This window comes from Pseudomonas rhizophila, from assembly GCF_003033885.1.
Taxonomy (GTDB): domain Bacteria; phylum Pseudomonadota; class Gammaproteobacteria; order Pseudomonadales; family Pseudomonadaceae; genus Aquipseudomonas; species Aquipseudomonas rhizophila.
The window spans coordinates 3,007,471-3,023,292 of record NZ_CP024081.1; the positions used below are offsets into that span (position 1 = coordinate 3,007,471).

Genomic DNA, 15,822 nt, shown 5'->3' on the forward strand with positions numbered 1-15,822 from the left:
GTGCGGCTCAAATGCATCAAACTGGCGGGGTTCAAATCCTTCGTCGACCCGACCACGGTGAACTTCCCCAGTAACATGGCGGCGGTGGTCGGGCCCAACGGTTGCGGCAAGTCGAACATCATCGACGCCGTACGCTGGGTGATGGGCGAGAGCTCGGCCAAGAACCTGCGCGGCGAGTCGATGACCGACGTCATCTTCAACGGCTCCACCAGTCGCAAACCGGTGAGCCAGGCGAGCATCGAGCTGGTGTTCGACAATTCCGACGGCACCCTGATTGGCGAGTACGCGGCCTACGCGGAAATCTCCATTCGCCGCAAAGTGACCCGCGACAGCCAGAACAGTTATTTCCTCAACGGCGCCAAGTGCCGACGTCGCGATATCACCGATATTTTCCTCGGCACCGGCCTCGGCCCGCGCAGCTATTCGATCATCGAGCAGGGCATGATCTCCAAGCTGATCGAGGCCAAGCCCGAAGACCTGCGCAACTTCATCGAAGAAGCCGCCGGCATCTCCAAGTACAAGGAGCGGCGGCGCGAGACCGAAAACCGCATCCGTCGCACCCACGAAAACCTGGCCCGCCTGACCGACCTGCGCGAAGAGCTCGAACGCCAGCTCGAGCGCTTGCACCGCCAGGCCGAAGCCGCCAAGAAATATCAGGAATACAAAGGCGAAGAACGTCAGCTCAAGGCCCAGCTTTCGGCCCTGCGCTGGCAGGCGCTGAACGAGCAGGTCGGCCAGCGCGAGGCGATCATTGGCAATCAGGAAGTCAGCTTTGAAGCCCTGGTGGCCGAGCAGCGCAATGCCGACGCCGCCATCGAGCGCCTGCGTGACGGCCACCACGACCTGTCCGAACGCTTCAACCTGGTGCAAGGGCGCTTCTATTCGGTGGGTGGCGACATCGCCCGGGTCGAACAGAGCATCCAGCACGGTCAGCAACGGCTGCGCCAGCTGCAGGATGATTTGAAAGAGGCCGAGCGCGCGCGCCTGGAAACCGAATCCCACCTGGGCCACGACCGCACGTTGCTGCTGACCCTGGGCGAAGAACTGGACCGGCTCACGCCCGAGCAGGAACTCACCAGCGCCGCCGCCGAAGAGGCTGCCGCCGCCCTGGAAGAAGCCGAGCTGAGCATGCATGGCTGGCAAGAGCAGTGGGACAGTTTCAACCTGAGCTCTGCCGAGCCGCGGCGTCAGGCCGAAGTCCAGCAGTCGCGCATCCAGCAACTGGAAGCCAGCATGGAACGCCTGGCCGAGCGTCAGCGCCGTTTGGCCGAAGAGCGCGCCTTGCTCGCGGCGGACCCTGAAGACGCGGCGATTGTCGATCTGAGCGAACAACTGGCTGCCAGCGAAGCCACCCTTGAAGACTTGCAAGCCAGCGAAGATGCCCAGGTCGAGCGGCTCGAGCAACTGCGCCAGGCCTTGCAACTGGCCCTGCAGAATCAGCAGCAGGCCCAGGGTGAATTGCAGCGCCTCAATGGCCGTCTGGCTTCGCTGGAGGCCTTGCAGCAAGCGGCGCTGGACCCCGGCACCGGCGCTGCCGAATGGCTGCGCGACCAGCATCTGGCCGAGCGTCCGCGACTGGCCGAAGGCCTGAAGGTCGATGCCGGTTGGGAACTGGCGGTGGAAACCGTGCTGGGCGCCGATCTGCAAGCGGTGCTGGTGGATGACTTCGCAGGCTTCGATCTGTCGGGCTTCACTCAGGGCGATCTGCGCCTGCTCAGCCCGCCTGGCGATGGCGTGCGGATGCCGGGCAGCTTGCTGGATAAAGTCGAGGCCCAGGTCGACCTGTCTCCCTGGTTGGGGCAGGTGAAACCGGTGGACAGCCTTGAACAGGCCTTGGCCCTGCGCGGACAACTGGCGGCCGGGGAAAGCCTGATCAGCCGGGACGGCTATTGGGTCGGTCGGCATTTCCTGCGGGTGCGCCGGGCCAGCGAAGCCGAGAGCGGCATGCTTGCCCGAGGCCAGGAAATCCAGCGCCTGAGCGCCGAGCGTGAAGAACGCGAAGCGAGCGTCGAAGCCCTGGAAACCGAATTACAGAATCTGCGGGCGCAACAGCGCCAGCAGGAGAATGGTCGCGAACACTTGCGTCGGTTGTTGCAGGACGAAGCACGCCAGCAGGGCGAGCTCAAGGCGCAGTTGTCCGCCGGCAAGGCCAAGGTTGAACAACTGGCCTTGCGCCGCACGCGCCTTGAGGAAGAAATCGCCGAGCTGGGCGAGCAGCGGGCGCTGGAGCATGAGCAGATCGGTGAAGCGCGCCTGCAACTGCAGGAAGCCCTCGATGCCATGGCCGTGGACACCGAGCAGCGCGAGTTGCTGCTGGCTCAGCGCGACAGTCTGCGCGAACGCCTCGACCGGGTGCGCCAGGATGCCCGCCAGCATAAGGATCACGCCCATCAGTTGGCGGTGCGCCTGGGCTCGCTCAAGGCCCAGTACGATTCCACGCGCCAAGCGTTGGAGCGGCTGGAAATGCAGTCCGAACGCCTGACCGAAAAGCGCGAGCAATTGAGCCTGAACCTGGAGGAGGGCGAAGCGCCGCTGGAAGAGTTGCGCCTCAAACTCGAAGAGTTGCTCGACAAGCGCATGAGCGTTGATGAAGAACTCAAGACTGCGCAAATTGCCCTGGAAGATGCCGACCGCGAACTGCGCGACGCCGAAAAGCGTCGTAGCCAGGCCGAACAGCAATCCCAGCTGATCCGCAGCCAGATGGAACAGCAACGCATGGAATGGCAGGCCCTGACGGTGCGCCGCAAAGCCTTGCAGGACCAATTGCTGGAAGACGGCTACGACCTCGACGGCGTGCTCGCCACGTTGGTGGCCGGGGCCAACGAGAAAGACGCCGAAGAAGAGCTGGAACGCATCGCCGCGCGCATTCAGCGTCTGGGCGCTATCAACCTGGCGGCCATCGACGAGTACCAGCAGCAGTCCGAGCGCAAGCGCTATCTGGATGCCCAGAACGACGATCTGGTGGAAGCGTTGCAGACCCTGGAAAACGTCATCCGCAAGATCGACAAGGAAACCCGTAATCGCTTCAAGGATACCTTTGATCAGATCAACGGCGGTTTGCAGGCACTTTTCCCGAAAGTTTTCGGTGGCGGCAGCGCTTACTTGGAACTGACGGGCGAAGATTTACTCGATACAGGGGTGACCATCATGGCGCGTCCCCCGGGCAAGAAGAACAGCACCATCCATTTGCTCTCCGGGGGTGAAAAAGCGCTGACGGCATTGGCCCTGGTTTTTGCCATTTTCAAATTGAACCCGGCGCCGTTCTGCATGCTCGATGAGGTGGACGCGCCGCTGGACGACGCCAACGTGGGGCGTTATGCGCGGCTGGTAAAAGAGATGTCTGAGACTGTGCAGTTCATCTACATCACCCACAACAAGATCGCCATGGAAATGGCCGACCAGTTGATGGGCGTGACCATGCATGAGCCGGGTTGCTCGCGTCTGGTGGCCGTGGATGTGGAGGAGGCGATGGCGATGGTGGACGCGTGAAACACTGCTTGTAGGGCATCTATTTAGGATGCTGTAGGATTTTTTTGAGCCTTGGGCTTGTCGTTCAATTCACAGAATGGCGCAAGCCTACGCGACAGACGGTGTAAAGTTATCTTTGGTCGTGCTAGTTTAATGTCAATTTTTCGTATGCGTGGGCAAAACGCCATTCAGAACATAGAGTTGGCGCCACGTTTTAAAGCGGTTTGCACATAGCTAAGCCCCTTATTTTTCAGCATTTTTATAGAGGCACGGGATTACATGGAAATCGGTCTGCGCGAGTGGCTGATCGTCATCGGCATTATTGTCATTGCCGGTATTCTTTTCGACGGCTGGCGCCGCATGCGCGGCGGCAAGGGGAAACTCAAGTTTCGTCTCGACCGCAGCCTGTCGAACCTGCCGGATGACGATGGCAATGCCGAGCTGTTGGGCCCGCCCCGGGTGCTGGATACCCATAAGGAGCCGCAACTGGATGAGCATGACCTGCCGTCGATGAGCGCGCCAGTGCGCGAGCCACGGGAAACGGGTTCCAAGCGCGGCAAGCGCAACAGCGAACCGTCCCAGGGCGACCTGAACCTCAATCTTGACCTGGACGGCGGCCCGAGCTTCAGCAGCCGCGACGACGACTTCCCGGACGAGAACAAACCCGTGCGCGGCGACAAGGACCAGGCCCAGGCCGAGGAAGTGCTGGTGATCAGCGTGATCTGCCGCGACCCGGCCGGCTTCAAGGGCCCGGCGCTGTTGCAGAACATCCTGGAGAGCGGCCTGCGTTTTGGCGAGATGGACATTTTTCACCGCCATGAAAGCATGGCCGGCAACGGCGAGGTGCTGTTCTCCATGGCCAACGCGGTCAAGCCAGGCGTGTTCGACCTGGACGACATCGACCATTTCAGCACCCCGGCGGTGAGCTTCTTCCTCGGCCTGCCCGGCCCGCGTCATCCCAAGCAGGCCTTTGACGTGATGGTGGCCGCGGCGCGCAAGCTGTCCCAGGAACTCAACGGTGAGCTGAAGGACGACCAGCGCAGCGTGCTGACCGCCCAGACCATCGAACACTACCGCCAGCGCATCGTCGAATTCGAACGCCGGGCGCTGACCCAGAAGCGCTAAAGTCGGCAGAATTTTTTTGGCTGAAGGGCTTTTGTGGCGAGGGGATTTATCCCCGCTGGGCTGCGCAGCAGCCCTAAATCCTGGCGCCTTGGCCTTATCAGCTAGTTGAGTCGTTAGCTTTGGGACTGCTTCGCAGCCCAGCGGGGATAAATCCCCTCGCCACAGGTTGTATGTTCGGCGGGCTCAGGTCCGACTGCCGATGATTTCAAAAAATTGAGCAGCCTAGGCTGCTCTTTTGCTTTATGAGAGAACATCCATGACTGCCGTCCAAACCCGCATCCAACAGTTGCGTACCGAGCTGGATCAGCACAACTACCGCTACCACGTCCTCGACGAACCGAGCATCCCGGACGCCGAGTACGACCGCCTGTTCCATGAGCTCAAGGCCCTGGAAGAGCAGCATCCGGAGCTGGTGACCAGCGACTCCCCGACCCAGCGTGTCGGCAGTGTTGCACTGTCGGCCTTCAGCCAGGTCCGCCACGAAATCCCGATGCTCAGCCTGGGCAATGCCTTCGACGAAACCACCATGCGTGAATTCGACCGCCGGGTGACCGAAGGCCTCGACCTGCCCATGGGCGACTTGCTGGGCGGTGGCGCGGCGGTGGAGTACAGCTGTGAGCCGAAGCTCGACGGCCTGGCGGTCAGCCTGCTGTACCAGGACGGCCTGCTGGTGCGCGGCGCCACGCGCGGCGACGGCACCACCGGCGAAGACATCAGCGTTAACGTGCGCACGGTGCGCAACATCCCCCTCAAGTTGCAGGGCAGTGGCTGGCCGCCGGTGCTGGAAGTGCGCGGCGAGGTATACATGTCCAAGGCCGGCTTCGAGCGTCTCAACGCCACGCAACTGGAGGCGGGCGGCAAGACCTTCGCCAACCCGCGCAACGCGGCCGCGGGCAGCCTGCGCCAGCTGGATTCGAAGATCACCGCCAATCGTCCGCTGGAATTCTGCTGTTACGGCATCGGCCAGGTGACGGCGGACATTGCCGACACCCACATCGGCAATCTCAAGCAGCTCAAGGCCTGGGGCTTGCCCATCAGTCGCGAACTGAAACTGGCCCACGGCATCGACGAGTGCCTGGACTACTACCGTGACATCGGCGAGCGGCGTAACGCGCTGCCATACGAAATCGATGGCGTGGTGTTCAAGGTCAACAGCATCGCCTCCCAGCGCGAACTGGGTTTCCGCGCCCGGGAACCGCGCTGGGCCATCGCCCATAAATTCCCGGCCAGCGAAGAACTCACCGAACTGTTGGACGTCGAGTTCCAGGTCGGCCGCACCGGCGCCGTGACACCCGTTGCGCGACTCAAGCCGGTCAAGGTAGCCGGTGTGACCGTAGCCAACGCCACGCTGCACAACATGGACGAAGTGGCGCGCCTGGGCCTGATGATCGGCGACACGGTGATTATCCGCCGCGCCGGTGACGTGATCCCGCAAGTGGTGCAAGTGGTCACCGAGCGTCGCCCGGAGAACGCCCGCCCCGTTGCAATCCCGCAACAGTGCCCGGTGTGTGGCTCCCATGTGGAACGCACGCAACTGATCAAGCGCAGCAAGGGCCGTGAAACCATCAGCGAAGGCGCGGTGTACCGCTGCGTTGGTCGTCTGGCCTGTGGTGCGCAGCTCAAGCAGGCAATCATTCATTTCGTGTCGCGCCGGGCCATGGACATCGAAGGCCTGGGCGAGAAGAGTGTCGAGCAGTTGGTGGACGAAGGGCTGGTGGGCTCGCCTGCCGATCTGTATGCCCTGACCTTCGAGCAAGTGGTCGACCTGGAAGGCTTCGCCGAACTGTCGAGCAAGAACCTGTTGGCGGCCATCGTCGACAGCAAGAAGCCGAGCCTGGCGCGCTTCATCTACGCCCTCGGCATCCCGGACGTGGGCGAGGAAACCGCCAAGGTCCTGGCCCGCTCCCTCGGCTCACTGGAGCGTGTGCAAGCGGCCTTGCCGCAAGTGCTCACGTACTTGCCGGACGTCGGCCTGGAAGTGGCCCACGAGATCCACAGCTTCTTCGAAGACTCGCACAACCGCCAGGTGATCGAGGGCTTGCTGCGCCATGGCCTGGATATCCAGGACCAGGGCGAACTGGGCGCCGAGTTCTCCGCCAGCACCACCCTGGGCGGTTTCCTGGACAAGCTGAACATTCCCTCGGTCGGGCCGGGCGGGGCGCAGAAGCTGGCGGACAAGTTCGGTTCGCTCGAAGCGGTGATGAACGCCGACTGGCTGGACATGCGCCAGGCCCTGCCGGAAAAACAGGCCAACGCCGTGCGCGAGTTCTTCGCCATCGCCGCCAACCGCCAACAAGCCGAAGCCGCCGAGAAGCAACTGCAGGCCTTCGGCATGCACTGGCAGAGCGAGAAAAAAGTCGTCGAAGGTTTGCCCGAAGCCGGGCACACCTGGGTGCTGACCGGATCGCTGGAGTTGATGAGCCGCGATGTCGCCAAGGACAAACTGGAAAGCCTGGGGGCCAAGGTGGCCGGTTCCGTGTCGGCGAAAACCCATTGCGTCGTCGCCGGGCCTGGGGCCGGGTCGAAACTGACCAAGGCCAATGAGCTGGGGCTCAAGGTGCTGGATGAAGAAGCGTTTGTGGCGTTCTTGAGTCAGCACGGCATTACGGTTTAGTCATGTCGCCAGGAAACTCGGACCCATTGTGGCGAGGGGATTTATCCCCGCTAGGCTGCGCAGCAGCCCTAAAATCTGCCATCTCGGTCTGTCTGGCTGATTGAGTCGACAGGATTGGGGCCGCTGCGCGGCCCAGCGGGGATAAATCCCCTCGCCACAGGGTTATGTGGAGAGTCGGCTAGCGCGGGTCGACGTTATCCAGCGCCCGATTCACCAGCAACCCTCCCAGCTCAATCAACTGCTGAATACCCAGCGCAACATGCCGCCGCGAACCCTCCAGCTCGAACGCCAGATCACTGATCATGGCATCGGCTGAAGCCAGGGTTTCACTGAGGTTGGCGAGCAGGCATTCGGTGTCGATGCCGTTGATCACGGTGAAGAGCTGAGCGGGTGCGGGATCGGCTTCCGGCGTTTCCGGTTTTGGCTTCAGGTAGAAGTCGAGGGCGCGCTCGGCGGCTTCGTCGAGTTTCTTAGCGGCGGCGGTTTTGTGCGGGGATGTTGGATCGGTGTCCGGTGGGTTGGGGGTTGCTTTGAACATGGTGACGCTCCTATGGGATGGAGCCACCAAGGCCGTCGCTAAACAGAAATGGTGGCGGCTGCACGCAGGTTAGCGAACCGGTCATAGGCACCCGGCAGACTCGAAGGTCTCCCACATACAGCCGCCATAACGTCATTGCAGTTAGACCTGCAACGAAGCATGGGCCGCTTATGCACCTAGAATGATCCGGGTCGCTAAACCCGATCGCTGATTCGTCAGCGACCCGGAAACGATAAAGTCCGGCCCATAGGCGCACAAGCCGGCGGATTCTGGCGCAGTTGTAGGCAATGGCGCAAGGCGGGGTAGCCCGACCCGGCAGCGTCCTACACAATGCTCACAATCTTCGGATGATTCGCACGCTCCTGGGAACGATCACGCACAGGAGGGGATCTAGTCTTGCAGGCCCCCGGAGATCACCATGTACCGCTTCTTCGAGCAACTGAGTTCACGCATCGCCGCGCCCTTTACGGGCGATCGCTCGCGTAACAGCAAAATCTGGCCGTGTCGTTGCGGCCAGTCGCTGTTTTTTCGCAACAGCCAGTGCCTGGCCTGCCAGGCGGTGTTGGGCTATCAGCCCGAGCAAAGCCGCTTGTCGTCCCTGCAACCCGGCGAGCAGCCTGGCACCTGGACCCTGGATGCCGACCCACAAGCCGGGTTGTTTCGCCGTTGCGCCAACCTCGACACGCCGGCGGCCTGCAATTGGCTGCTGCCGGCCAATGGGCACGACACCTTGTGCATCGCCTGTAGCTTGAACCGCACCATTCCCGACCTGTCGATCCCGGAAAACCCCGAACGCTGGTGCAAGGTCGAAACCGCCAAGCGGCGGCTGGTGGCGCAATTGATCACCCTCGGTTTGCCTGTCATCCCAAAAACCGTCAGTGAAAGTGAGGGGCTGGCCTTCGATTTCATCGGCGTCGACCTCGATGGCACGCCTCCGACCACCGGCCACGCCAGCGGGTTGGTCACGCTCGACATCAAAGAGGCCGACGATGCCCACCGCGAGCATGTGCGCCAGCAGATGCGCGAGCCGTATCGCACTTTGCTCGGGCACTTTCGTCATGAGGTGGGGCACTACTACTGGGACCGGTTGATCGCCAACAGCCATTGGCTCGATGCATTTCGCGAGCAGTTTGGTGACGAGCGGGCCAGCTATTGCGATGCCCTGGAACGTCACTATCAGCAAGGCGCGCCGCTGGACTGGCAAACCCACTACGTCAGCGCCTACGCCACCATGCATCCTTGGGAAGACTGGGCGGAAACCTGGGCGCATTACCTGCATATGATGGACGCGGTGGACACGGCCCTGGGTTTTGGCATGAGCGCCGGGGAAATGGATTTCGACTACCAGCCGTTCCCGCCCGAGACCTTGTTCGACCCTGAACATACGGGGGGCGTGGCCTTTCTTTCGTTCGTCAACGCCTGGATCGAACTGGCCGGCATGCTCAACGAACTGTCGCGCAGCATGGGCCAACCGGATTTCTACCCGTTCGTCGTACCCGCCGCGGTGATTACCAAGCTGCATTTCATCCATCTGGTGATTCAGGAGGAGGGCGGCCGGGCTGACGAGGTGCTGCTGTAACCGCCAACTTGTGGGAGCAAGCTTTGTTCTCACAGGCAAGTGCTTGAACATCTTCAGTTTTTTAATCCGGCGCGAACGGTTGTAACTTCTCGTCAGATAGGTACAATGGCGCGGCTCGCCGTCAGGCGGGCGTCGTTATGGTGACCCCATCGGTCCCCCCGCAACGATTACCCGTGAACCTGGTCAGATCCGGAAGGAAGCAGCCACAGCGGGAACATTGTGTGCCGGGGTGTGGCTGGTGGGGTTGCCTCCATAACGCCCAGGCCTTCGTTCGCAAGGTTTGTCGAATTTTCTTATCTACTTTGTTTGTTGATCGATTACCGGTCGATATTTTCTGCTGCCTGATGGAAAGCAAAGAGCTCCAGTGCGTTGCTGCGCAGTGGGGCTTTTTGACTGGAGGGGGCAAAGGGTTTGCGTACGGGCCCTTGCAGTGCTCATTCTCGATATCGCACCAATAGTATGATAATTTGCGTGAGTCGATCATTTTCCCGGAGGCTCATCATGGGTACCGTTCGAAAAACCATCACCGTCACCGACCAACAAGACGGCTGGATCAAGGCTCAGATCGAAGCGGGTCACTACACCAATGATAGCGAATACATTCGCGATCTGATTCGGCGCGAGCAGGAGCGTAGCGCTGAACTTGAGGCTATCCGGTCCGCCCTGAAAGAGGGTGAATCCAGTGGAAAACCTCAACCATTCGATCCCGATGCGTTCAAGAAGAGAATGCTGACAGCGCATGGCTGAATACCGCCTCACACCTGCCGCCGAGCGTGATCTTGAAATTGTCTGGACCTATACCGCCCAACGATGGGGCGTGGCGCAGGCCAATCGATACGTTGATACCATCATTGCGGCGTTTTCTGAACTGGCGCAGCAGCCTAAGATAGCTCCAGCCTGTGACCATGTTCGAACTGGTTATCGCCGACGTAGTGTCGAACGACACATGATTTACTTTCGGATCACGGCTTATGGGATTGCGGTGATTCGTGTCTTGCATGATCGGATGGATACACTTCGGAATTTGTGACAGTAGCCTTTCAATAGAGCCGGACAGCGAACAAGCAAAAAAGCCAAAGAGGAACCCGATCCGTCGCACACCGACAGCCCGGACTCCTCTTTTTTCATGTCTGCTTCAAGGCTTCGACAGTGCCTGGTCTACCGCCGCAATCAGCTTCCCCAGATCCTTCGCGGTGGCTCTGTGTATGACACCAAACAGGTACGCTCGCTGTTCGTCCTCATCGTCCATGTCGGCAAAAAATGCTTTGAGCTGCACATCCAGTTTGTCGGCAAGCAAGACCAAGGCTTCCATGCTCGGGGTGTAGGTGCCGGTTTCGAAGCGGCTGATGGTTTTGGGGTCAAAACCGGTTTTTTCGCCAAGTTCAGCCTGAGTAAGCCCCGCTACTTTGCGATAGCGTCTGATGGCCGGACCCAAACTTGAAATTTGCATCGCTTAATTCCCATTTAGAATCAAGAACTTAACGATAGATTTTTGCATTAGGCAACCGCATGATCCATCACCTTGCTTTGCAAAATGTGATGTGTTTCGTAGAATCGGCCTTTGGCACGGGCATTTGGTGACCTGCTTCAGAAGCCTGGATGTGCGAAAAAGGCGAGCCTTGCGTTTTCTTGTTGTACACAAGGCGACGCTTGGCGCCTTCAGGTAGCACCGCCACGGCCCGCGCTCCAGCGTATCTCAAGGTGTTTGAGCCTAGTTGATTTTTCGCCTGTCCTGGGGCGGTGCAACCGCGCGCGACAAATGAGCCTGACTCATGGATGACTGCTTCGATGGATAAGAAGTACCGCAGAGCCGTTGACGCCGCCGCGATTTTTTCTGAAACCGATCTGAGCGGGCGCATTACCTACGTCAACGACCAGTTCTGTAAGCTTTTTGGCTACCCGCGCGATGAGCTGTTGGGGGCTAACCATCGCCTGATCAACTCCGGCCAACACCCGGACGAGTTCTTCAGCGCCATGTGGCGCACCATCGCCCTGGGGCAGGTCTGGAAGGGTGAGATCTGCAACCGGGCCAAGGACGGTACGCTGCATTGGGTCGATACCACTCTGGTGCCGGTGATCGACGATGCGACCGGTCAGATCGAGCGCTATCTGGCGATTCGTTTTGATGTCAGCGAGAAGCGTCAGTTGTTGCATTCGCTGCAATGGCGGGTCGGTCACGACGTGTTGACCGGGTTGCCCAACCGCACCTACCTGTCCGACCTGCTGGATCAGGCCCTGGAATTTTCCAGGGCGCAGAGCTTGCCCCTGGCGGTGTGCATGCTTGACCTGGATGGCTTCAAGGCTGTGAACGACGGCCACGGCCATGCCAGTGGTGACCAGTTGCTGGTGGAGGTCGCCCGGCGTCTGCGCAGCATCGTGCGGGGGGAGGATGTGGTGGCGCGGTTGGCCGGCGATGAGTTTGTGCTGGTACTGCGCCATGTATGCGGGCTTGAGGAATTGCATGCCGCGTTGAACCGGGTGCTGATTGCCGTCTCCATGCCGTATGCCATTGATGGCAAGGCCATCAAGGTTTTCGCCAGCATTGGCGTCACCCTGTTTCCCGGTGACAACGAAGACGCCGATACCTTGTTGCGCCACGCCGACCAGGCGATGTACGTGGCCAAGCAGAGCGGCCGCAATCGCTTTCATTTGTTCGACGTGTCCCGGGACCAGGAAGTGCGGGCCACTTACCAGACCGTCGAGCGGGTGCGGCAGGCCATGGCCGGCAACGAATTGCGCCTGCATTTTCAGCCCAAGGTCAACATGCGCCATGGCGCGGTGGTGGGGCTCGAGGCGCTGCTGCGCTGGAAACACCCCCAACGGGGCCTGGTACCGCCCCGGGAGTTCCTGCCGCTGGTGGAGGAAACCGACCTGATCGTCGAGATCGGTGAGTGGGTCATGGAGCAGGTGCTGATTCAGTTGCAGCAATGGCAGCACGCGGGGCAAGTCTGGCCGGTGAGCATCAATATCTCGGCGCGGCATTTCCAGCGGGCAGATTTCGTCGAGCGGTTGCGGCAGGTGCTGCAACGGCACCCGGCGGTGTCGCCGCGCATGCTGGATCTGCAGATCGTTGAATCCTTGGCGGTGGAAAACCTTGCCCACGTCAGCGCCTGTCTCCAGGCGTGCCAGGCCTTGGGCGTGGGGTTTTCCCTGGGCGGTTTCGGCACGGGATACTGTTCGCTCAATGACCTCAAACACCTGCGCACGCAGACCATCAAGATCGACAAGACCTTTGTCCGCGACATACTCAATGACCGCGATGATCTGGCGCTGACCGAAGCGGTCATCGGTTTGGCCAGGGCGTTTGGGCGCCAGGTGGTGGCGGAGGGGCTGGACAGCCTGGAGCATGGTCAATTGCTGCTGCGCCTGGGCTGCGAAGTGGCCCAAGGCTATTTCATCGCCCGACCCATGCCACCCGACCAGGTGCCTGGCTGGGTGAAAGGATTTGTTTCGCCGCCGCAATGGCAGCATCAGTCGGACGTTCAGGGCGAATCGGATCCGGCTTGCGGCGACTCTTTATGTCCGGTGTAGGACTGGATGATCGCGTCGATTTCCCCCGACGTTTTCATCTTCAATAAGGTGCGCAGAATGCGTTGGGCCGGAATGTTTTGATCATCGCGTACATAACAGCCCAGCCCGCGCTCCTGGAGAACCGCCACGGCACGCAGTTGCCGGTCTGGGGGATGTCGTTGATTGAACCAGTCCAGCGCCCATTGATTGCTCACCGCGTAGCGATAGCGCCCGGCCAGAAGCTTGGCCAGGACTTGTTCCTGGCTGCGTGCATCGTCACGTCGCAGATGCCCGCCGTCGAATAACGGCTGCAAGGTCGGGTAGGTATAGCTGAGGACGGTCCCGACCGGCTGGTGGGGCAGGGTGGCGGGCGTCACCACCTTGGGGGAGCTGGCCGTGCCCACCAGCACGTCGCGCTGGAAAAACAGCGGGACGCTCCACAGGTAATTGCCCCCCGTATCCTTTACCCACTCGGGGGTGACATAACACCGTACGTCGACTTCGCCGTGGTTCATGGCATTGTCCAGCCGGGCGCGGGCCAGCACATGAAACTGCGCCGGCATCCCCACCTGGGCCGCCAGGCGGGTCATTACGTCGGGGATGATACCCTGGATCGGGCGACCTTCTTCAGTCTGCACCATGGGCATGGCCCAGCTATCGGTAATGGCGAAACGCAACGGAATCTCGCCAGCAAAACACCCTGAACCCAATAACAGCAAAGCCCCCATGGCCGAACGCATAAACTCTCCTGATGGTGCAAAATCCTGTCGGCAACCAGGCCCCTGACCCAAGCTTAGACAGATTAGACGAGTACACCGGATGCAATTTCGCCCCTGCTCCGCTAGCATTAGCCGCTTCTGCTTCCCAGTGGCGATGGTTTTCGATGAGTTATCAGGTTCTTGCACGTAAATGGCGTCCGCGCTCGTTCCGCGAAATGGTCGGCCAGACCCATGTGCTCAAGGCCCTGATCAATGCCTTGGACAGCCAGCGGCTGCATCACGCCTACCTGTTCACCGGCACGCGCGGCGTCGGCAAGACGACCATCGCGCGGATCATCGCCAAGTGCCTGAACTGTGAAACCGGTATTACCTCGACGCCGTGTGGCGAGTGCTCGGTATGCCGGGAAATCGACGAAGGCCGTTTCGTCGACCTGATCGAGATCGACGCCGCCAGCCGCACCAAGGTCGAAGACACCCGTGAACTGCTCGACAACGTGCAGTACGCGCCAAGCCGTGGGCGCTTCAAGGTCTACCTGATCGACGAAGTGCACATGCTTTCCAGCCATTCCTTCAATGCGCTGCTCAAGACCCTCGAGGAGCCGCCGCCCTACGTCAAGTTCATCCTGGCGACCACCGACCCGCAGAAGCTTCCTGCAACGATTTTGTCCCGCTGCCTGCAGTTCTCCCTCAAGAACATGACCCCGGAGCGGGTGGTCGAGCATCTGACCCACGTGTTGGGTGTCGAGAACGTACCGTTCGAAGACGATGCGCTGTGGCTGCTGGGTCGCGCCGCCGATGGTTCGATGCGTGACGCCATGAGCCTGACCGACCAGGCCATTGCCTTTGGTGAAGGCAAGGTCATGGCCGCCGATGTGCGGGCCATGCTTGGCACCCTCGACCACGGCCAGGTCTACGACGTGTTGCATGCGCTGATCGACGGTGACGCCAAGGCGTTGCTCGAAGCGGTGCGTCACCTGGCCGAGCAGGGGCCGGACTGGAATGGCGTGCTTTCGGAAATTCTCAACGTGTTGCACCGTGTCGCCATCGCCCAGGCTTTGCCCGAGGGTGTCGACAACGGTCATGGCGACCGCGATCGGGTGCTGGCACTGGCTCAGGCGCTGCCGGCCGAAGACGTGCAGTTCTACTACCAGATGGGGCTGATCGGTCGGCGCGACCTACCCCTGGCGCCGGATCCGCGCGGTGGTTTCGAAATGGTGCTGCTGCGAATGCTCGCGTTCCGGCCAGCCGACACGGACAACGCCCCGAGGCAACCGCTAAAGCCAGTGGGGATCAGCCAGGCCACAGCTGATTCCGCCAAGCCAGTGGCTGCCGCGCCCGTCGTTGCGCCGGCAGTGGCCTCTGCCCCGGCAGCGGTTGAGCAACCGGCCCCGGTGCCTGTCGTCGCGGCGCCTGAGCCCGAGCCTGTCGTCGAGGCGTTGCCGCAGCCGGTCGCTGAAGAAGTGGTCGACCTGCCCTGGAACGACCCGGTCGAGACCCAGGTCGTCCAGCAGCCTGCCGTGGAACCGGTGCTGGAAACCGTCGCCGAGCAACCCGAGTTGCCACCGATGCCTATGCCCACGCCCGACAGCGTGGTACCCGACGCGCCCGAGTGGGTGGCTGCACCGGTGCCTGAGCCCACGGTGGCGGACGTTGATGTCGCCACGCCAGGCATGGACCTGGATGATGAGCCGCCACTGGACGAGGATTACATCGAGCCGGACATGGATTCGGCCTACAGCTATCTGGATGAACTGGCCAGCGAACACGCCGCCGAACCGGCCCCGGAGCCCGAGCCTGAACCGGCGGCGATGCCGGCTACCGGGCTGGCCCTGCAATGGCTGGAGCTGTTCCCGAAACTGCCGATTACCGGCATGACCGGCAGCATTGCCGCCAACTGCACGCTGATCTCCGTGGAGGGCGACCACTGGCTGCTGCACCTGGACCCGGCCCACAGCGCACTGTTCAACGCCACGCAGCAGCGCCGTCTCAACGATGCACTGAACCAGTATCACCAGCGCACGCTGACGCTGAGCATCGAGCTGATCAAGCCTGAGCAGGAGACGCCGGCCCAGGCTGCGTCCCGCCGCCGTGCCGACCGTCAGCGCGAAGCCGAGGAGTCGATCCACGGTGATCCGTTCATCCAGCAAATGATGCAACAGTTCGGTGCCGTGGTCCGTCACGATACTATCGAACCTGTCGAGGCCCCGGTGACCCAGGGCTCATAACTGAAAGCGTCAGGCCGAACGGGCCGGGCGCGGTGTTTATCCAA

At 61.3% G+C, this 15,822-nt stretch carries 11 protein-coding genes and 1 other RNA gene; 9 read left to right on the forward strand and 3 right to left on the reverse strand.

Going from position 1 to position 15,822, the window contains the following annotated elements; translation table 11 throughout:
• The 3 genes from smc (at position 1) to ligA (ending at position 7,207) form a co-directional block, all read left to right on the forward strand.
• Entirely contained in the window at positions 1-3,489 is a 3,489-nt protein-coding gene (smc, locus tag CRX69_RS14100) for a chromosome segregation protein SMC (protein WP_047227165.1), read from the forward strand.
• Between the two features lie 258 nt (positions 3,490-3,747).
• Positions 3,748-4,593, forward strand: coding sequence for a cell division protein ZipA (gene zipA / locus CRX69_RS14105; protein WP_047227166.1), 846 nt, complete (start codon positions 3,748-3,750; stop codon positions 4,591-4,593).
• Between the two features lie 256 nt (positions 4,594-4,849).
• Complete coding sequence (gene ligA / locus CRX69_RS14110) at positions 4,850-7,207, forward strand: NAD-dependent DNA ligase LigA (RefSeq protein WP_047227167.1); 2,358 nt, start codon at positions 4,850-4,852, stop codon at positions 7,205-7,207.
• Positions 7,208-7,385: 178 nt separating this feature from the next.
• Here ligA and CRX69_RS14115 read toward each other — a convergent pair whose 3' ends face one another.
• Entirely contained in the window at positions 7,386-7,745 is a 360-nt protein-coding gene (locus CRX69_RS14115) for a DUF6124 family protein (protein WP_047227168.1), read from the reverse strand.
• A gap of 418 nt (positions 7,746-8,163) precedes the next feature.
• On the opposite strand from CRX69_RS14115, the gene CRX69_RS14120 reads away from it, so the two are divergent.
• From CRX69_RS14120 to CRX69_RS14135, 4 genes are all read left to right on the forward strand, one after another.
• Positions 8,164-9,324: a zinc-binding metallopeptidase family protein gene (locus CRX69_RS14120; protein WP_047227169.1), complete on the forward strand. Its 1,161-nt coding sequence runs from the start codon at positions 8,164-8,166 to the stop codon at positions 9,322-9,324.
• A 147-nt stretch (positions 9,325-9,471) separates the two neighbouring features.
• Positions 9,472-9,568: signal recognition particle sRNA small type (gene ffs, locus CRX69_RS14125), an RNA gene on the forward strand.
• Between the two features lie 257 nt (positions 9,569-9,825).
• On the forward strand, positions 9,826-10,071 hold the full coding sequence (locus tag CRX69_RS14130; RefSeq protein WP_047227170.1) for a type II toxin-antitoxin system ParD family antitoxin: 246 nt from the start codon (positions 9,826-9,828) through the stop codon (positions 10,069-10,071).
• A complete protein-coding gene (locus tag CRX69_RS14135; RefSeq protein ID WP_076385640.1) occupies positions 10,064-10,354 on the forward strand; it encodes a type II toxin-antitoxin system RelE/ParE family toxin in 291 nt (96 codons plus the stop codon). The genes CRX69_RS14130 and CRX69_RS14135 overlap by 8 nt, the downstream gene beginning before the upstream one ends.
• A 105-nt stretch (positions 10,355-10,459) precedes the next feature.
• Here the strand turns inward: CRX69_RS14135 and CRX69_RS14140 are convergent, their stop codons facing one another.
• On the reverse strand, positions 10,460-10,774 hold the full coding sequence (locus CRX69_RS14140) for a helix-turn-helix domain-containing protein (protein ID WP_047227171.1): 315 nt from the start codon (positions 10,772-10,774) through the stop codon (positions 10,460-10,462).
• 338 nt (positions 10,775-11,112) lie between these two features.
• On the opposite strand from CRX69_RS14140, the gene CRX69_RS14145 reads away from it, so the two are divergent.
• The gene (locus tag CRX69_RS14145) at positions 11,113-12,855 is read left to right on the forward strand and encodes a putative bifunctional diguanylate cyclase/phosphodiesterase (protein ID WP_076385636.1); all 1,743 of its coding nucleotides are present in this window, start codon (positions 11,113-11,115) and stop codon (positions 12,853-12,855) included.
• On the opposite strand, the gene CRX69_RS14150 is transcribed toward CRX69_RS14145, so the two are convergent.
• A complete protein-coding gene (locus tag CRX69_RS14150; protein WP_076385634.1) occupies positions 12,807-13,574 on the reverse strand; it encodes a substrate-binding periplasmic protein in 768 nt (255 codons plus the stop codon). The genes CRX69_RS14145 and CRX69_RS14150 overlap by 49 nt on opposite strands.
• Positions 13,575-13,717: 143 nt before the next feature.
• On the opposite strand from CRX69_RS14150, the gene dnaX reads away from it, so the two are divergent.
• A complete protein-coding gene (gene dnaX, locus CRX69_RS14155) occupies positions 13,718-15,778 on the forward strand; it encodes a DNA polymerase III subunit gamma/tau (protein WP_107322194.1) in 2,061 nt (686 codons plus the stop codon).
• Positions 15,779-15,822: the final 44 nt, after the last annotated feature.